Here is a 16,034-nt window from a genome sequence, read left to right as displayed (position 1 = left end):
CCCTGCAATGTAAATGGTTCTTTGCATCGTGAAAAATATGCATCACAAAGCTGAAAAGAAATCCGTTGAAAATGGCGAGAGCTTTATTGCTCAAACCCTTGCGTGGCGTGGAGGTAAACGTTTGCGTAAAATCGTTTGTCAAGACCTGTTATCGCAGAACTATTCAGTTATACTGTTGCCCGTCGTCCAACAGGACTGCCTTTTCAGGCCAAAAATTTACTTGTTAGCTGAGTCAGGAGATGCGGATGTTAAAGCGTGAAATGAACATTGCCGATTATGATGCCGAACTGTGGCAGGCTATGGAGCAGGAAAAAGTACGTCAGGAAGAGCACATCGAACTGATCGCCTCCGAAAACTACACCAGCCCGCGCGTGATGCAGGCGCAGGGTTCTCAGCTGACCAACAAATATGCTGAAGGTTACCCGGGCAAGCGCTACTACGGCGGTTGCGAATACGTTGATATCGTTGAGCAGTTGGCGATTGACCGTGCGAAAGAACTTTTTGGCGCTGACTACGCGAACGTCCAGCCGCACTCTGGCTCTCAGGCTAACTTCGCTGTTTACACCGCGCTGTTGCAGCCGGGCGATACCGTTCTGGGTATGAACCTGGCGCAGGGCGGCCACCTGACTCACGGCTCTCCGGTTAACTTCTCTGGCAAACTGTACAACATCATCCCTTACGGTATTGATGAGTCCGGTAAAATTGACTACGAAGACATGGCGAAGCAGGCCAAAGAGCACAAGCCGAAGATGATCATCGGTGGCTTCTCTGCTTACTCCGGCATCGTTGACTGGGCAAAAATGCGTGAAATCGCTGACAGCATCGGCGCGTACCTGTTCGTCGACATGGCGCACGTTGCCGGTCTGATTGCCGCTGGCGTTTACCCGAACCCGGTTCCACATGCGCACGTTGTGACCACCACCACCCACAAAACCCTGGCGGGTCCACGCGGTGGCCTGATCCTGGCGAAAGGCGGTGACGAAGAGCTGTACAAAAAGCTGAACTCCGCCGTGTTCCCAAGCGCCCAGGGCGGCCCGCTGATGCACGTTATCGCCGCGAAAGCCGTCGCGCTGAAAGAAGCGATGGAGCCAGAGTTCAAGGTTTATCAGCAGCAGGTTGCTAAGAACGCCAAAGCGATGGTGGAAGTGTTCCTGAACCGCGGTTACAAAGTGGTGTCCGGTGGGACTGAAAACCACCTGTTCCTGCTGGATTTGGTCGATAAGAACCTGACCGGTAAAGAAGCTGACGCAGCCCTCGGCCGCGCCAACATCACCGTGAACAAAAACAGCGTGCCAAACGATCCGAAGAGCCCGTTCGTGACTTCCGGTATCCGTATCGGTTCTCCGGCCGTAACTCGCCGTGGCTTTAAAGAAGCGGAAGTGAAAGAGCTGGCGGGCTGGATGTGTGACGTTCTGGACAACATCAATGACGACGCGGTTATCGAGCGCGTTAAAGGTAAAGTGCTGGACATCTGCGCACGCTTCCCGGTGTACGCATAATTCTCTGCGTTTCAGAACTGAAAAAGGCCGCTCATGCGGCCTTTTTTTATGGGCTAACGTCGGTCGAGGGAGATGGCCCCCGGCCCGGTTATCGCCAGCAAAATAAAGGCGCCAGCGATACTCACATTTTTATAGAAGTTAATCATATTTGGCAGGACCGCATCGCCCGTCATATCCCAGTAGTGGTGTCCAATCACCGCCGTTCCCAGCGTATAGAAGACAAAGATCACCGCGAGGGGGCGGGTGAAAAAGCCCAGAACGATCAGAATCGCGGCGGGGATTTCCATTACCACCGCAATAATCGCGGCCAGCATGGGCATGGGGGCGCCGAGCGACGTCATGTACTGAACGGTGCCGCTAAACCCCGTCAGCTTGGGATAACCGAAAATAATAAACAGGACTACGATAGCAATGCGGGCAATTAAAAGCAGGAGAGAACGAGAGGATCCGAAATCGAAATAACGTAAGCTGTTCATGGCAAACGACCTCTTCAGGCGATGTCTTATAAACGTAATACAGTTTTACCGCTCTCGCCATACGCTGTACGGCTGGTGATGATGTTAATTTTTAGTTAATTTATAGCGCGCTAACGACTTGCTAAAGTCAGGGATTAACGCCAGACTATCGCCTCCATTTCGGGAGGGATTCATGGTCTTGCATTCCACGCGCTGGCTGGCGCTCAGCTATTTCACCTATTTCTTTAGTTACGGTATTTTTTTGCCTTTCTGGAGCGTCTGGCTCAAGGGAATTGGTCTGACGCCTGAGACCATCGGCATCCTGCTGGGCGCGGGGCTGGTGGCACGTTTCCTGGGTAGCCTGCTGATAGCACCCCGCGTCAGCGATCCCTCTCTGTTGATTAAAGCGGTGCGAATTCTGGCCCTCCTGACGCTGGTCTTTGCGGCCTGCTTCTGGGTCAGCCACCAGTTTGCCTGGCTGATGGTGGTGATGGTTGGCTTTAATCTGTTCTTCTCCCCGCTGGTGCCGCTGACGGATGCCCTGGCGAACACCTGGCAAAAGCAGATCACCATGGACTATGGCCGCGTGCGCCTGTGGGGATCGATTGCCTTCGTGATCGGCTCTGCGCTGGTCGGGAAACTGGTCAGCCTCTATGACTATCGCGCCATTCTGGCCCTGTTAACGCTCGGCATCGCCTCGATGCTGCTCGGTATGTTGCTGCGTCCGTCGGTGATGCCGCAGGGCGAAAGCCGCCATCAGGAGAGCGCTGGCTGGCCCGCCTGGCGCTCGCTGGTGGCGCAAAGCTGGCGTTTCCTGGCCTGCGTCTGTCTGCTTCAGGGGGCGCATGCGGCCTATTACGGCTTCAGCGCCATCTACTGGCAGGGGGCGGGCTACTCGGCTTCTGCGGTAGGCTACCTGTGGTCGCTCGGCGTGGTTGCGGAGGTCATTATCTTCGCGCTGAGCCAAAAACTGTTCCGTCGTTTCGGGGCGCGTGACCTGCTGCTGCTTTCCGCCGTTTGCGGCGTAGCGCGCTGGGGCATCATGGGCTGGACGACGGAGCTGCCGTGGCTGATTGTGGCGCAAATTCTGCACTGCGGAACCTTCACCGTCTGCCATCTGGCGGCGATGCGCTATATCGCGGCGCGAGAGGGTGGGGACGTTATTCGTCTTCAGGCAGTCTATTCAGCGGTGGCGATGGGCGGCAGTATTGCGGTGATGACCGTATTTGCCGGTTTCCTCTATCAGCACCTGGGCCACGGTGTGTTCTGGGTGATGGCGCTGGTCGCTTTGCCGGCCATTGTCATCCGCCCTAAAGTCGCTGCTCGCACGTAACTAGGATTCGAGCATAACGCGAATATGTTCCTGCTGCTGCGTGTTCAGGGTCTCAACGGCATGAATGAGCGGCGGCGAGAACAGCGGCAGGGCGGTTGGATAAGGCGTAATAACCAGCGCCGCCTCGCGGGGGGCGCCCTCCTTCTTAAACGCTTCCAGGCTAAGATAACGAATATTGAGCGGCAGCAGCGTTAGCTCGCGAAGCTGCTGCTCAATTAACTCCTCGCAGGCTTTATCTTCCCCCGTTAACAGGACCACCTGTTTTTCATGAAGATCGGTTTCCTGCATCAGCCAGGCACCAAAAATCACCGCCACCAGAGCCATCTCTTCACCGGAGAATCGCAGGCCAAATTCGGCTTCGAGCTCAAACAGCGCCTCTTTAGTGGTGCGCAGCAGCCGGGGGTATAGACGGTGGATCTCTTCCGGCAGATTGTTGTCGATGCCAATGTCAAATAAGGAGCGGTCCAGCGCCTGAGCCAGATGAATATACAGCTGATCGGTCAGCCCTTGCTCATCGCTGAAGTTCATCCCGGTTTGCGCCCGGAAACGGGCAATCATACGCACGATGGCCCGACGCAGGCGCTGATCCTGCTGGTGTTTATCCAGTACCGGGTCGGGTGTGCGGAGCATCATAAACAGCAGCGCCAGGAACAGCTGTTCATCACAGTGCGTTCCCTGCGGGACGCGCCGTTTCCAGTGACGGACAATTTCCTGCGCCGTAAAGTATTCCCCTCTCGATTGCGTCCAGCTGCGCTGAACGGGTGAAAACTCCGGCGTATTGCCCAGATGATGCTGAATCAGACAATATTGCAGATAAAGCTGTAAAAACTGTACGTCGCGGGACTCAAACTGGCGCTGAAGCTTGCGCGCGCAAAAGTTGATAAGCGCCCGAAGGTTCGCATCGTCATAAAGCGGGCGGGCAATGCCGTGCTGTTTGAGCGCGGTTTTTAAGGCAGGGGTAAACTGTTGGGCGACAAAATGTGGACACAGCCGAAGCGCCCTGCGCAGCCAGTGCAGCAGGCACAAACGCTGATTCAGGGCGGAGCCCTCAATTCGGTAACAACCGTCATGGTGCGTGACGATATCAAGCCGATGATAGCGCTGGATTTCATCGCGCGTCTCGGCTATATCTTGCCGTGCCAGGACGTCGTCCACGCCGTTGGCAGCGATTATGCTCTGTGCGGTGACGGCAGCATCGGGCAGGTAAAGCATCAAAAGCACCTGGCAACGGCGCTGCGAACTGGAAAGCACAGATGGAATTTCAAGCGTCGTCATCATCTGTCGGGTATCCAGTGTGAATGTTTGATAAGAATAGCTAAAGGATGGGCGCTGAAAAGCGCGCCGGCAGGCCTTTCATTCAGGATTGCTGGCGAACATCACAGAATTTTTGACGTGAGGAATTGATGCAAACAGTTAAACAAAGCGTGATAGCGTTATTTTTGGCGGTTATCACCTCCGCCGCCAGCGCACATCCTCACAGCTTTATCAGCCTGAAAACCGAACTGGTGACGGACGGCACACAGCTTAGCGGCCTGAAGATGCGCTGGACGATGGATGAAATCACCTCCGCCGACCTGCTGTACGATGCCGGAAACGCAAAGCCCGGCGACGAGATCTGGAAAAAGCTGGCGGCGGAAGTCATGGCCAACGTGCTGGGTCAGCACTACTTCACCGAGTTCTGGCACAACGGACAAAAGGTGAAATTTCTTAACCGTCCCACGGAGTACGGTATGACCCGCGACGGCCATCAGGCGGTGCTGACGTTTATCCTTCCGCTGGCGCACCCTCAGCCGCTGGCCGGGCAGAAGTACAGGTTTTCCACGTTTGACCCAACCTACTATGTCGATATGCATTACGCCCAGGACAGCGACGTACAGTTGCCAGAAATATTGCAAAAAAGCTGCAAAATTGCCGTGCACACGCCGACGCCCAGTGAAGAGACGCTGAACTTTGCCGTTTCCCTTGATAAAGAAGATGCGCCTCCAGAAGACATGGAATTAGGAAAACAGTTTGCGCAGGAGGTGACGTTACAATGTCAGTGATCTCCTCCCCCGTCAGTAAGCCGCGTCGCTGGCTGCACCTCTGGCCTCTGGCGCTCTTTTTGCTGTTTGCGTCTGGCGGCGCGCTCTGGCTGTGGCAGGCATGGCCGCAGGTGATGATGAAAAGTATCCTCTGGCAGCGGGAAGTTAATCAGCAGATGAGCGGGCTGCTGAAAGCCGTGGCGGAAAATCCGTCCAAAGCGGGCGGCTCTCTTCTGGCGTTCAGCTTTATCTATGGCGTGCTGCATGCCCTGGGGCCGGGGCACGGCAAAATCGTCATCACGACCTGGCTTGCCACCCATCCGTCGAAGCTGAAATCGAGTATCGGCCTGACGCTGGCTTCCTCGTTACTTCAGGGCGGTGTGGCAATTGCGCTGGTCGTGGTCGTCCTTTCGCTGCTACAGCTCCCGGCCCGCCAGCTGCATATGAGCAGCTTCTGGCTGGAGAAGGGAAGTTACGCGCTGGTAGGCTTACTGGGGCTGATTCTCTGCTGGCGGGCGCTGAAAAAATTGCGTGCGTTGCTGCAAAAACCAAAATTCAAAATCTTTACGCCGCATCACGTTCACCATAAAAACTGCGGGTGCGGGCATCAGCATCTGCCGACGCAGGAACAATTACAGAATGGTGACGACTGGCGTGCGCGCCTGATGATTGTTCTCTCAATGGGGATGCGTCCATGCTCGGGCGCAATCATGGTGCTGTTGTTCAGCAAAGTGATAGGTGTATTTGGCTGGGGCATGATCTCGGCGCTGGCGATGGCGGCGGGAACATCTCTGACTATCTCTTCGTTAGCCTTGCTGGTGCACAGCTTCCGTCAGCTGGCGGTAAAACTCAGCGGCAATAAAACGCCGGTATTGTGGCGACAGGTTGGCTGGACGACGCTTGCGCTGGCGGGCGGGGTGATTCTGCTGGTGGCTGCGGTCACGATGTGGATAAGTGCGGTGCCGGTGGGAAGGGGGTTGCGGCCTTTTTAGCCATACCTGAGGGGTTTGTAGGCCCGGTAAGCGTAGCGCCACCGGGCTTAACAGACTGGATTAACGCTTCAGCGCATCGCTCAGTTCTTCACGCATGTTTGCCAGCATGGCTTTAACAACGCGCGGGTTACCTGCAACGATGTTGCCGGTAGACATATAGTTATGGCCGCCGGTGAAGTCACAAACAATCGCGCCAGCTTCACGTGCGATCAGCTCGCCCGCCGCGAAGTCCCACGGCTTCAGTGACAGCTCAAAGTAACCGTCAACGCGGCCGGTCGCCACGTAGGCCAGATCCAGTGCAGCAGAGCCGGTGCGACGGAAGTCCGCGCATTCGGTGAACAGTTTGCCGAGGATATTCATATAAGTGGTTGCGTGCTGCTTCGCCTTGAACGGGAAGCCGGTCGCCAGAATCGTGCCGTCCAGATCGCGTGCATTGCTGCAGCGCAGACGGTAGCCGTTCAGCTGCGCGCCCTGACCGCGGGTCGCGGTGAACAGTTCGTTACGCATTGGATCGTAAACAACGGCGACTTCAGTACGGCCTTTGATGCGTACTGCGATAGACACAGAGAAGTGTGGCAGGCGCTTAACGAAGTTGGTGGTGCCATCCAGTGGATCGATAACCCATTGAACATCCTGATCGGTACCTTCATGTTCACCGCTTTCTTCGGTGATGATGGTGTGCTGCGGGTAAGATTTGCGGATCGTTTCGATAATAATCGCTTCGGCGGCTTTATCGACGTTAGTCACGAAATCATTGCTGCCTTTCTGGCTGGTTTCTACGGAGTCTGGGGTTTCGTAGTGTTTGGCAATTACATTACCCGCCTTGCGCGCTGCGCGCACGGCGATGGTCAGCATCGGATGCATCGGTCTCTCTCACTGGATGTTAAAGAACAGGAAAATCGGCGCAGAGTATAGCAGCGGGATCGGATTATGTCTCTCGTTTATGATAATATGCCCGAATATTCTTCAGACACTGAATCCAGACATCTAAAAATTATGCTGCAAAACATTCGAATCGTGCTGGTCGAAACATCGCACACCGGCAACATGGGCTCTGTGGCCCGCGCTATGAAAACCATGGGCTTAACGAACCTGTGGCTGGTTAACCCGCTGGTGAAACCAGACTCTCAGGCTATTGCGCTGGCGGCCGGCGCCAGCGACGTGATCGGGAATGCACAGATTGTGGACACCCTGGACGAAGCCCTGGCCGGTTGCAGTCTGGTGGTGGGGACCAGCGCGCGCTCCCGTACGCTGCCCTGGCCGATGCTGGACCCGCGCGAATGCGGCCTGAAAAGTATCTCAGAAGCGGAACAGGCGCCGGTTGCGCTGGTGTTTGGTCGTGAACGCGTTGGCCTGACCAACGAGGAACTACAGAAGTGTCACTACCACGTGGCGATTGCCGCAAACCCGGAATACAGCTCGCTGAACCTAGCGATGGCGGTGCAGGTGATTGCCTACGAAGTGCGCATGGCATGGCTGGCGACGCAGGAAAAACCGGTCGAACCTAAAGAAGAGACGGCCTACCCGCTGGTGGACGATCTTGAGCGCTTCTACGGCCACCTGGAGCAGACGCTGCTCTCTACTGGCTTTATCCGCGAAGGTCACCCGGGACAGGTGATGAACAAGCTGCGCCGTATGTTCACCCGCGCGCGTCCGGAAAGCCAGGAGCTGAACATCCTGCGCGGGATCCTGGCGTCGATTGAGCAGAAGAATAAAGAGTAGTGTTGATTTCCCCCTCTCCCTGTGGGAGAGGGCCGGGGTGAGGGCATCAGTCCGCACCTTTGTTATGAAGGCACAGAAGGTTAAATACCTGACTAAAACAGTCAAGTAAATAGTTGACCAATTTAGTCAGGAATGTCAGACTTGGCCCTGCTATGCAATACCCCCATTTTACAATAAAAAACCCCGGGCAGGGGCGAGTTTGAGGTTAAGTAAGACATGAGACTGACATCTAAAGGGCGTTATGCCGTGACCGCGATGCTGGACGTTGCGCTCAACTCCGAAGCGGGCCCGGTTCCGTTGGCTGATATTTCTGAACGACAGGGGATCTCCCTCTCTTATCTGGAACAGCTGTTCTCCAGACTGCGTAAAAATGGACTGGTGTCCAGCGTTCGTGGCCCGGGCGGCGGTTATCTGCTGGGTAAAGACGCGGGCAGTATTGCGGTTGGCGAAGTGATTAGCGCAGTTGACGAATCCGTTGATGCGACCCGTTGCCAGGGCAAAGGCGGCTGCCAGGGCGGCGATAAATGCCTGACCCACGCGCTGTGGCGCGATCTGAGCGACCGTCTGACCGGCTTCCTGAATAACATCACCCTGGGTGAGCTGGTTAATAACCAGGAAGTTCTGGATGTTTCTGGTCGTCAGCACAGTCAGGATTCACAACGCAGCACCCGCACGCAGGACGCCATCGACGTTAAACTGCGCGCGTAATTAAAAAGATAAGTATTCAGAATCAGGCCGGGGTGGTCACACCCCGCGTACTCGGTCGTACATCCAGCCGGTTGCCTGATTCCTTGCATTGAAGCGATGTACGGAGTTTATAGAGCAATGAAATTACCGATTTATCTCGACTACTCCGCAACCACGCCGGTGGACCCGCGTGTTGCCGAGAAAATGATGCAGTGTCTGACCCTGGACGGAAACTTTGGTAACCCAGCTTCCCGTTCACACCGTTTTGGCTGGCATGCTGAAGAGGCGGTTGATATCGCCCGTAATCAGATTGCTGACCTGGTCGGTGCCGACCCGCGTGAAATTGTTTTCACCTCCGGTGCGACCGAATCCGACAACCTGGCGATCAAAGGTGCAGCCAACTTTTATCAGAAAAAAGGCAAGCACATCATCACCAGCAAAACCGAACACAAAGCCGTGCTGGACACCTGCCGTCAGCTGGAGCGTGAAGGGTTCGAAGTGACTTACCTGGCGCCGCAGAGCAACGGGATCATCGACCTGAAAGAGCTCGAAGCGGCGATGCGTGATGACACCATTCTGGTTTCCATCATGCACGTTAACAACGAAATCGGTGTTGTGCAGGACATCGCCACCATCGGCGAAATGTGCCGTGCGCGCGGCATCATCTACCACGTGGATGCGACCCAGAGCGTGGGCAAACTGCCTATCGACCTGAGCCAGCTGAAAGTGGACCTGATGTCCTTCTCCGGTCACAAAATCTATGGCCCGAAAGGCATCGGCGCGCTGTACGTTCGTCGTAAGCCACGTATCCGCATCGAAGCACAGATGCACGGCGGCGGACACGAGCGCGGCATGCGTTCCGGTACTTTGCCTGTTCACCAGATCGTGGGGATGGGCGAAGCGTATCGCATCGCGAAAGAAGAGATGGAAAGCGAGATGGCACGCCTGCGTACGCTGCGTAACCGTCTGTGGGACGGCGTGAAGGATATGGAAGAAGTCTATCTGAACGGCGATCTCGAGCAGGGCGCGCCCAACATCCTCAACGTCAGCTTCAACTATGTTGAAGGCGAGTCGCTGATCATGGCGCTGAAAGACCTGGCCGTTTCTTCCGGTTCTGCCTGTACGTCTGCAAGCCTGGAGCCATCCTATGTGCTGCGTGCGCTGGGCATGACTGACGAGCTGGCGCACAGCTCTATCCGTTTCTCTTTAGGTCGTTTCACTACCGAAGAAGAGATTGACTACACCATCAAACTGGTTCGTAACTCCATCGGCCGTCTGCGCGACCTTTCTCCACTGTGGGAAATGTTCAAGCAGGGCGTGGATCTGAACAGCATTGAATGGTCACATCACTAATCGGTACATAAGGAGAATTCAATCATGGCATACAGCGAAAAAGTTATCGATCATTACGAGAACCCGCGCAACGTTGGCTCTTTTGACAACAGCGACGAATCTGTCGGTAGCGGTATGGTTGGCGCGCCAGCGTGTGGCGACGTGATGAAGTTGCAGATTAAAGTCAACAATGAAGGTATCATTGAAGACGCGCGCTTCAAGACCTACGGCTGCGGTTCTGCTATCGCCTCCAGCTCCCTGGTCACCGAGTGGGTGAAGGGCAAGTCTCTGGACGAAGCACAGGCAATCAAAAACACGGACATTGCTGAAGAACTCGAACTGCCGCCGGTGAAAATTCACTGTTCAATTCTGGCAGAAGACGCGATCAAAGCCGCCATTGCGGATTACAAAAGCAAACGTGAAGCAAAATAATTGAGGTTTGAGTATGTCGATTACCCTTAGCGACAGCGCTGCCGCGCGAGTAAGCTCTTTTCTGGCGAACCGTGGTAAAGGCTTTGGCCTGCGACTGGGCGTACGTACCTCCGGCTGTTCTGGTATGGCTTACGTACTGGAGTTTGTTGACGAACCGGCGTCTGATGACACCGTGTTTGAAGACAAGGGCGTGAAGGTGGTGGTCGATGGCAAAAGCCTGCAATTCCTCAACGGCACTCAGCTGGACTTCGTCAAAGAAGGCCTGAACGAAGGGTTCAAATTCACGAACCCGAACGTCAAAGACGAGTGTGGTTGCGGCGAAAGCTTCCACGTTTAACTGCGCGTCATCCGAAACCCCACCGTGGCCTACCTGCTACGCGTGGGGTTTGTTCTAACAGGCTACCCCTGAGATTGTTATGGATTACTTCACTCTCTTCGGACTACCCGCTCAATACCCGATTGATCTCCAGGCGCTGACGATCCGTTTTCAGGATCTCCAGCGTCAGTACCATCCGGATAAATTCGCCAGCGGGACGCAGGCAGAGCAGCTGGCTGCGGTATCACACTCCGCAACCATCAACCAGGCCTGGCAAACGCTGCGTCATCCGCTGGCGCGTGCAGAATATCTGCTCTCGCTCCACGGTTTTGATCTGGCGAGCGAACAGCATACCGTGCGCGACACCGCGTTTCTGATGGAGCAGCTGGAGCTTCGCGAAGAGCTGGATGAAATTGAACAGGCTAAAGACGAAGCGCGTCTGGAACGTTTTCTCCAGCGCGTAAAGGGCATGTTCGATACCCGCCATCAGCAGATGGTTGAGCAACTGAACAACGAGACCTGGGACGTGGCGGCAGACACTGTGCGCAAACTCCGTTTTCTCGATAAACTGCGAAGCAGTGCTGAACAACTCGAAGAAAAGCTGCTCGATTTTTAATTTCGGAAGCAATTATGGCCTTATTACAAATTAGTGAGCCAGGCTTTAGCGCCGCACCGCACCAGCGTCGTCTGGCGGTCGGTATTGACCTGGGCACCACCAATTCTCTCGTGGCGACCGTGCGTAGCGGCCAGGCGGAAACGCTGGCTGACGAGCAGGGCCGCCATCTGCTGCCTTCCGTGGTCCACTACCAGCAGCAGGGTCACGCTGTCGGCTTTGATGCCCGCGCCAATGCCGCGCGCGATCCGGCTAACACCATCAGCTCGGTTAAGCGCATGATTGGCCGCTCGCTGGCGGATATCCAGACCCGTTATCCGCATCTGCCGTACCAGTTACAGGCCAGCGAAAATGGCCTGCCGATGATTGCGACATCTGCCGGTCTGCTGAACCCGATTCGTGTTTCCGCTGACATCCTCAAAGCGCTGGCGGCGCGCGCGACGGCGACGCTCGGTGGCGATCTGGACGGCGTGGTAATCACCGTTCCGGCCTACTTCGACGATGCACAACGTCAGGGCACCAAAGACGCCGCGCGTCTGGCGGGCCTGCACGTGCTGCGTCTGCTGAACGAACCGACAGCGGCAGCCATTGCCTACGGCCTCGATTCCGGTCAGGAAGGGGTGATTGCGGTTTACGATCTCGGCGGCGGGACGTTTGATATCTCTATCCTGCGCTTAAGCCGCGGTGTGTTCGAAGTGCTGGCGACCGGCGGGGATTCCGCGCTCGGCGGCGATGACTTCGACCATCTGCTGGCGGACTACATCCGCGAGCAGGCGGGCATCAGCGATCGCAGCGATGCGCGCGTCCAGCGTGAACTGCTGGATGCGGCCATCGACGCCAAAATCGCCCTGAGCGATGCGCAGTCCGTCAGCGTGAACGTCGCAGGCTGGCAGGGTGAGATCACCCGCGACCAGTTCAGCGAACTGATTGCGCCTCTGGTTAAGCGTACCCTGCTGGCCTGCCGTCGCGCATTGAAAGATGCGGGCGTTGAGGCTAACGAGGTGCTGGAAGTGGTCATGGTTGGCGGCTCAACCCGCGTGCCGCTGGTACGTGAGCGCGTAGGGGAATTCTTTGGCCGCACGCCGCTAACCTCTATCGACCCGGACAAAGTGGTTGCCGTGGGTGCCGCTATCCAGGCCGATATCCTGGTCGGCAACAAGCCGGACAGCGAAATGCTGCTGCTGGACGTCATCCCGCTGTCTCTGGGTTTAGAAACCATGGGCGGCCTGGTGGAGAAAGTTATTCCCCGTAACACCACCATTCCGGTGGCGCGCGCGCAGGAGTTCACCACCTTCAAAGACGGCCAGACCGCGATGTCCATCCACGTGATGCAGGGCGAGCGCGAGCTGGTGCAGGACTGCCGCTCTCTGGCGCGCTTTGCGCTGCGCGGAATTCCGGCGCTGCCGGCGGGCGGGGCGCATATTCGCGTCACCTTCCAGGTGGATGCGGACGGTCTCCTGAGCGTGACGGCGATGGAAAAATCCACCGGCGTCGAATCGTCCATTCAGGTGAAGCCGTCCTACGGCCTGACCGATGGCGAAATCGCCTCCATGATTCAGGACTCAATGAGCTACGCCGAGCAGGATGTGAAGGCGCGTATGCTGGCGGAACAAAAAGTGGAAGCCGCCCGCGTGCTGGAAAGCCTGAACGGCGCGCTTGCTGCCGATGCCGCGCTGTTAAGCGCCGCTGAGCGCCAGGTGATTGACGAGGCTGCTGCGCGCTTAAGCGCCGTGGCCGAAGGCAATGACGCTGACGCAATAGAAGAAGCCATTAAAAACGTTGATAAACAAACCCAGGACTTCGCTGCTCGCCGCATGGACAAATCTGTCCGCGTCGCGCTGAAAGGCCAGTCCGTGGACGAGGTTTAATATGCCAAAGATTGTTATTTTGCCTCATGCGGACCTCTGTCCGGATGGCGCTGTTCTGGAAGCGAAGACCGGTGAAACCATTCTCGATGTAGCCCTGCGTGCAGGTATCGAAGTGGAACACGCCTGTGAAAAATCCTGTGCCTGCACCACCTGCCACTGCATCGTGCGTGAAGGTTTTGATTCTCTCGCCGAGAGCACCGAAGACGAAGACGACATGCTGGACAAAGCATGGGGTCTGGAGCCAGACAGCCGCTTAAGCTGCCAGGCGGCGGTGACCGATGAAGATCTGGTCGTGGAATTCCCACGCTACACCATCAACCACGCACGCGAGCATTAATATGGGACTGAAGTGGACAGACAGCCGTGAAATCGGCGAAGCGCTCTACGACGCGAACCCGGATCTCGATCCGAAGACCGTACGATTCACCGACATGCATCAGTGGATCTGCGATTTAGAGGATTTTGACGACGATCCAAACGCATCCAATGAAAAAATTCTGGAGGCGATTCTGTTAGTCTGGTTAGATGAAGCAGAGTAAATCACTTAACGGGCTGCCTTCAGGCGGCCCGTTTGCTAAAAGGACAAATAAAATGACCGAAGCGATGAAGATTACGCTCTCCACGCAGCCAGCCGACGCACGCTGGGGCGAGAAAGCCACCTGGAGCATCAATAACGACGGTATTACCCTGCACCTGACGGGTAACGATGATTTGGGCCTGATCCAGCGCGCCGCGCGTAAAATTGACGGCCTGGGCATTAAGCATGTCACTCTGACTGGCGAAGGCTGGGACACCGACCGCAGCTGGGCTTTCTGGGCGGGTTACAAAGGCCCGAAAGGCACCCGTAAAATTGAGTGGGCGAACCTCGATGAAGCCGGTCAGAAAGAGCTGGAAAGCCGCCTGAAAATTATCGACTGGGTGCGCGACACCATCAACGCCCCGGCGGAAGAGTTGGGGCCTGAGCAACTGGCGCAGCGCGCGGTTGACCTGCTGTGCGGCGTGGCGGACGACAAGATGTCCTACCGCATCACCAAAGGTGAAGACCTGCGCGAACAAAATTACATGGGTATCCACACCGTGGGTCGTGGCTCCGAGCGTCCTCCGGTCCTGCTGGCGCTGGATTACAACCCAACCGGCGATAAAGAAGCGCCGGTCTTTGCCTGTCTGGTCGGGAAAGGTATCACCTTCGATACCGGCGGTTACAGCCTTAAGCAGAGCGCGTTCATGGACTCCATGAAGTCCGACATGGGCGGCGCGGCGACCATTACCGGCGCGCTGGCGTTCGCCATCACCCGTGGTCTGAACAAGCGCGTGAAGCTCTACCTGTGCTGCGCGGATAACATGGTGAGTGGCAACGCCTTCAAGCTGGGCGACATCATTCGCTACCGCAACGGTAAAAATGTTGAGGTGATGAACACCGATGCCGAAGGCCGTCTGGTGCTGGCCGATGGCCTGATCGACGCCTCTGCGCAGAAGCCGGAGCTGATTATCGACATGGCGACCCTGACCGGCGCGGCGAAAACTGCCCTTGGCAACGATTACCATGCGCTGTTCAGCTTCGACGACAAGCTGGCCGCTCGCCTGCTGGCCAGCGCGACGGCGGAAAACGAGCCGTTCTGGCGTCTGCCGCTGGCCGAGTTCCACCGCAGCCAGCTGCCGTCTAACTTCGCCGAGCTGAACAACACCGCGAGCGCGGCGTACCCGGCGGGAGCCAGCACAGCAGCAGGCTTCCTGTCTCACTTCGTTGAGAACTACCATGAAGGCTGGCTGCACATTGACTGCTCCGCTACCTACCGTAAAGCGGCGGTTGAGCAGTGGTCAGCAGGCGCAACCGGTCTGGGTGTGCGTACCGTGGCGAACCTGCTGACGGCTGAGTGATCTTTTTTGCCGGGTGGCGCTACGCTTACCCGGCCTACAAAACCCGTAGGCCCGTGCAAGCGTTGCGCCGCCGGGCAATTGTGAAGTAGCCAAACTATGTCAGAAACCAAAAACGAATTAGAAACCCTGCTGGAGCAGGCGGCGACCGAGCCCGCCCACCGTCCGGCCTTTTTCCGCACGCTGCTGGAATCCACCGTCTGGGTGCCGGGCACCGCCGCGGAAGGGGAGCAGGTTGTCGAAGACAGCGCCCTGGATCTGCTGCACTGGGAGAAAGACGACGGCACGTCGGTGATCCCGTTCTTTACCTCGCTCGAGGCCTTGCAGGAAGCGGTAGAAGACGAACAGGCGTTCGTGGTGATGCCGGTGCGCACGTTGTTCGAAATGACCCTGGGGCAGACGCTGTTCCTCAACGCCAAACTGCCGACCGGGAAAGAGTTCACTCCGCGTGAAATCAGCCATCTGATTGGTGACGAGGGCAACCCGCTCAGCACCCAGGAGGTGCTGGAAGGGGGCGAAACGCTGCTGCTGTCTGAAGTGGCTGAGCCGCCCGCGCAGATGATTGACTCCCTGACCACGCTGTTTAAAACCATCAAGCCGGTAAAACGCGCGTTCCTCTGCTCCATCAAAGAGAGCGCTGACGAAAAGCCTGTTCTGCTGATTGGGATTGAGGCCGATGGCGATATCGACGAGATCATCCAGGCGGCGGGAAGCGTAGCGACCGACACGCTCCCGGGCGATGAGCCGATTGATATCTGTCAGGTGAAGAAAGGTGAGCAGGGCATCAGCCACTTTATTACCGAGCACATCACCCCGTTCTACGAGCGTCGCTGGGGCGGCTTCCTGCGCGATCTCAAGACCAACCGCATTATCTGATTACGGCGGGGTG

General features: G+C 56.7%; 18 protein-coding genes. 15 read left to right on the top strand and 3 right to left on the bottom strand.

Annotation, left to right across the window (positions count from 1 at the left end):
• The first annotated feature begins 245 nt into the window (after positions 1-245).
• A complete protein-coding gene (gene glyA, locus ACQG0S_RS16170) occupies positions 246-1,499 on the top strand; it encodes a serine hydroxymethyltransferase (RefSeq protein ID WP_003860678.1) in 1,254 nt (417 codons plus the stop codon).
• Positions 1,500-1,552: 53 nt separating this feature from the next.
• Here glyA and ACQG0S_RS16165 read toward each other — a convergent pair whose 3' ends face one another.
• A complete protein-coding gene (locus ACQG0S_RS16165) occupies positions 1,553-1,975 on the bottom strand; it encodes a DoxX family protein (protein WP_038416512.1) in 423 nt (140 codons plus the stop codon).
• Between the two features lie 172 nt (positions 1,976-2,147).
• On the opposite strand from ACQG0S_RS16165, the gene ACQG0S_RS16160 reads away from it, so the two are divergent.
• The gene (locus ACQG0S_RS16160; protein ID WP_003860673.1) at positions 2,148-3,287 is read left to right on the top strand and encodes a 3-phenylpropionate MFS transporter; all 1,140 of its coding nucleotides are present in this window, start codon (positions 2,148-2,150) and stop codon (positions 3,285-3,287) included.
• On the opposite strand, the gene csiE is transcribed toward ACQG0S_RS16160, so the two are convergent.
• Positions 3,288-4,565, bottom strand: coding sequence for a stationary phase inducible protein CsiE (csiE, locus tag ACQG0S_RS16155; protein ID WP_048966854.1), 1,278 nt, complete (start codon positions 4,563-4,565; stop codon positions 3,288-3,290).
• Positions 4,566-4,690: 125 nt separating this feature from the next.
• Here csiE and ACQG0S_RS16150 point away from each other — a divergent pair, with 125 nt between their 5' ends.
• Positions 4,691-5,329 carry a DUF1007 family protein gene (locus ACQG0S_RS16150; protein ID WP_048966855.1) on the top strand — a complete coding sequence of 213 codons (639 nt, stop codon included), beginning with the start codon at positions 4,691-4,693 and terminating at the stop codon, positions 5,327-5,329.
• A complete protein-coding gene (locus ACQG0S_RS16145) occupies positions 5,320-6,300 on the top strand; it encodes a nickel/cobalt transporter (protein ID WP_048966856.1) in 981 nt (326 codons plus the stop codon). The genes ACQG0S_RS16150 and ACQG0S_RS16145 overlap by 10 nt, the downstream gene beginning before the upstream one ends.
• 60 nt (positions 6,301-6,360) lie before the next feature.
• On the opposite strand, the gene suhB is transcribed toward ACQG0S_RS16145, so the two are convergent.
• The gene (gene suhB, locus ACQG0S_RS16140; protein ID WP_022649020.1) at positions 6,361-7,164 is read right to left on the bottom strand and encodes an inositol-1-monophosphatase; all 804 of its coding nucleotides are present in this window, start codon (positions 7,162-7,164) and stop codon (positions 6,361-6,363) included.
• 132 nt (positions 7,165-7,296) lie between these two features.
• Here suhB and trmJ point away from each other — a divergent pair, with 132 nt between their 5' ends.
• From trmJ to sseB, 11 genes are all read left to right on the top strand, one after another.
• A complete protein-coding gene (trmJ, locus tag ACQG0S_RS16135; protein ID WP_015572157.1) occupies positions 7,297-8,022 on the top strand; it encodes a tRNA (cytosine(32)/uridine(32)-2'-O)-methyltransferase TrmJ in 726 nt (241 codons plus the stop codon).
• 216 nt (positions 8,023-8,238) lie between these two features.
• Complete coding sequence (gene iscR / locus ACQG0S_RS16130) at positions 8,239-8,730, top strand: Fe-S cluster assembly transcriptional regulator IscR (RefSeq protein ID WP_003860665.1); 492 nt, start codon at positions 8,239-8,241, stop codon at positions 8,728-8,730.
• A gap of 117 nt (positions 8,731-8,847) precedes the next feature.
• On the top strand, positions 8,848-10,062 hold the full coding sequence (iscS, locus tag ACQG0S_RS16125) for a cysteine desulfurase (RefSeq protein WP_006176692.1): 1,215 nt from the start codon (positions 8,848-8,850) through the stop codon (positions 10,060-10,062).
• A gap of 24 nt (positions 10,063-10,086) precedes the next feature.
• Positions 10,087-10,473 carry a Fe-S cluster assembly scaffold IscU gene (gene iscU / locus ACQG0S_RS16120; RefSeq protein ID WP_003860661.1) on the top strand — a complete coding sequence of 129 codons (387 nt, stop codon included), beginning with the start codon at positions 10,087-10,089 and terminating at the stop codon, positions 10,471-10,473.
• Positions 10,474-10,486: 13 nt separating this feature from the next.
• A complete protein-coding gene (gene iscA / locus ACQG0S_RS16115) occupies positions 10,487-10,810 on the top strand; it encodes an iron-sulfur cluster assembly protein IscA (RefSeq protein ID WP_003860659.1) in 324 nt (107 codons plus the stop codon).
• A 79-nt stretch (positions 10,811-10,889) separates the two neighbouring features.
• Entirely contained in the window at positions 10,890-11,405 is a 516-nt protein-coding gene (hscB, locus tag ACQG0S_RS16110) for a co-chaperone HscB (protein ID WP_022649017.1), read from the top strand.
• 14 nt (positions 11,406-11,419) lie between these two features.
• Positions 11,420-13,270 carry a Fe-S protein assembly chaperone HscA gene (hscA, locus tag ACQG0S_RS16105; protein ID WP_063138184.1) on the top strand — a complete coding sequence of 617 codons (1,851 nt, stop codon included), beginning with the start codon at positions 11,420-11,422 and terminating at the stop codon, positions 13,268-13,270.
• A gap of 1 nt (position 13,271) precedes the next feature.
• Positions 13,272-13,607, top strand: a complete 336-nt coding sequence (fdx, locus tag ACQG0S_RS16100; RefSeq protein ID WP_003860652.1) for an ISC system 2Fe-2S type ferredoxin — start codon at positions 13,272-13,274, stop codon at positions 13,605-13,607.
• 1 nt (position 13,608) lies between these two features.
• A complete protein-coding gene (gene iscX / locus ACQG0S_RS16095; RefSeq protein WP_003860650.1) occupies positions 13,609-13,809 on the top strand; it encodes a Fe-S cluster assembly protein IscX in 201 nt (66 codons plus the stop codon).
• Between the two features lie 52 nt (positions 13,810-13,861).
• Positions 13,862-15,148 (top strand): aminopeptidase PepB, encoded by a 1,287-nt coding sequence (gene pepB / locus ACQG0S_RS16090; protein ID WP_063138183.1) that lies wholly within the window; start codon positions 13,862-13,864, stop codon positions 15,146-15,148.
• 96 nt (positions 15,149-15,244) lie between these two features.
• On the top strand, positions 15,245-16,021 hold the full coding sequence (gene sseB, locus ACQG0S_RS16085) for an enhanced serine sensitivity protein SseB (RefSeq protein ID WP_032623766.1): 777 nt from the start codon (positions 15,245-15,247) through the stop codon (positions 16,019-16,021).
• The last annotated feature ends 13 nt before the right edge of the window (positions 16,022-16,034 follow it).

The organism is Enterobacter cloacae complex sp. 418I7 (genome assembly GCF_050030705.1).
GTDB lineage: Bacteria > Pseudomonadota > Gammaproteobacteria > Enterobacterales > Enterobacteriaceae > Enterobacter > Enterobacter intestinihominis.
The sequence above is the reverse complement of the archived record's forward strand: the minus strand, read 5'-3'. Positions and strand labels throughout refer to the sequence as shown.

Bases quoted from the DNA above. Each gene is read 5' to 3' on its own strand.
- glyA (WP_003860678.1), top strand. From the start codon at position 246: ATGTTAAAGCGTGAAATGAACATTGCCGATTATGATGCCGAACTGTGG.
- ACQG0S_RS16165 (WP_038416512.1), bottom strand. From the start codon at position 1,975: ATGAACAGCTTACGTTATTTCGATTTCGGATCCTCTCGTTCTCTCCTG.
- ACQG0S_RS16160 (WP_003860673.1), top strand. From the start codon at position 2,148: ATGGTCTTGCATTCCACGCGCTGGCTGGCGCTCAGCTATTTCACCTAT.
- csiE (WP_048966854.1), bottom strand. From the start codon at position 4,565: ATGATGACGACGCTTGAAATTCCATCTGTGCTTTCCAGTTCGCAGCGC.
- ACQG0S_RS16150 (WP_048966855.1), top strand. From the start codon at position 4,691: ATGCAAACAGTTAAACAAAGCGTGATAGCGTTATTTTTGGCGGTTATC.
- ACQG0S_RS16145 (WP_048966856.1), top strand. From the start codon at position 5,320: ATGTCAGTGATCTCCTCCCCCGTCAGTAAGCCGCGTCGCTGGCTGCAC.
- suhB (WP_022649020.1), bottom strand. From the start codon at position 7,164: ATGCATCCGATGCTGACCATCGCCGTGCGCGCAGCGCGCAAGGCGGGT.
- trmJ (WP_015572157.1), top strand. From the start codon at position 7,297: ATGCTGCAAAACATTCGAATCGTGCTGGTCGAAACATCGCACACCGGC.
- iscR (WP_003860665.1), top strand. From the start codon at position 8,239: ATGAGACTGACATCTAAAGGGCGTTATGCCGTGACCGCGATGCTGGAC.
- iscS (WP_006176692.1), top strand. From the start codon at position 8,848: ATGAAATTACCGATTTATCTCGACTACTCCGCAACCACGCCGGTGGAC.
- iscU (WP_003860661.1), top strand. From the start codon at position 10,087: ATGGCATACAGCGAAAAAGTTATCGATCATTACGAGAACCCGCGCAAC.
- iscA (WP_003860659.1), top strand. From the start codon at position 10,487: ATGTCGATTACCCTTAGCGACAGCGCTGCCGCGCGAGTAAGCTCTTTT.
- hscB (WP_022649017.1), top strand. From the start codon at position 10,890: ATGGATTACTTCACTCTCTTCGGACTACCCGCTCAATACCCGATTGAT.
- hscA (WP_063138184.1), top strand. From the start codon at position 11,420: ATGGCCTTATTACAAATTAGTGAGCCAGGCTTTAGCGCCGCACCGCAC.
- fdx (WP_003860652.1), top strand. From the start codon at position 13,272: ATGCCAAAGATTGTTATTTTGCCTCATGCGGACCTCTGTCCGGATGGC.
- iscX (WP_003860650.1), top strand. From the start codon at position 13,609: ATGGGACTGAAGTGGACAGACAGCCGTGAAATCGGCGAAGCGCTCTAC.
- pepB (WP_063138183.1), top strand. From the start codon at position 13,862: ATGACCGAAGCGATGAAGATTACGCTCTCCACGCAGCCAGCCGACGCA.
- sseB (WP_032623766.1), top strand. From the start codon at position 15,245: ATGTCAGAAACCAAAAACGAATTAGAAACCCTGCTGGAGCAGGCGGCG.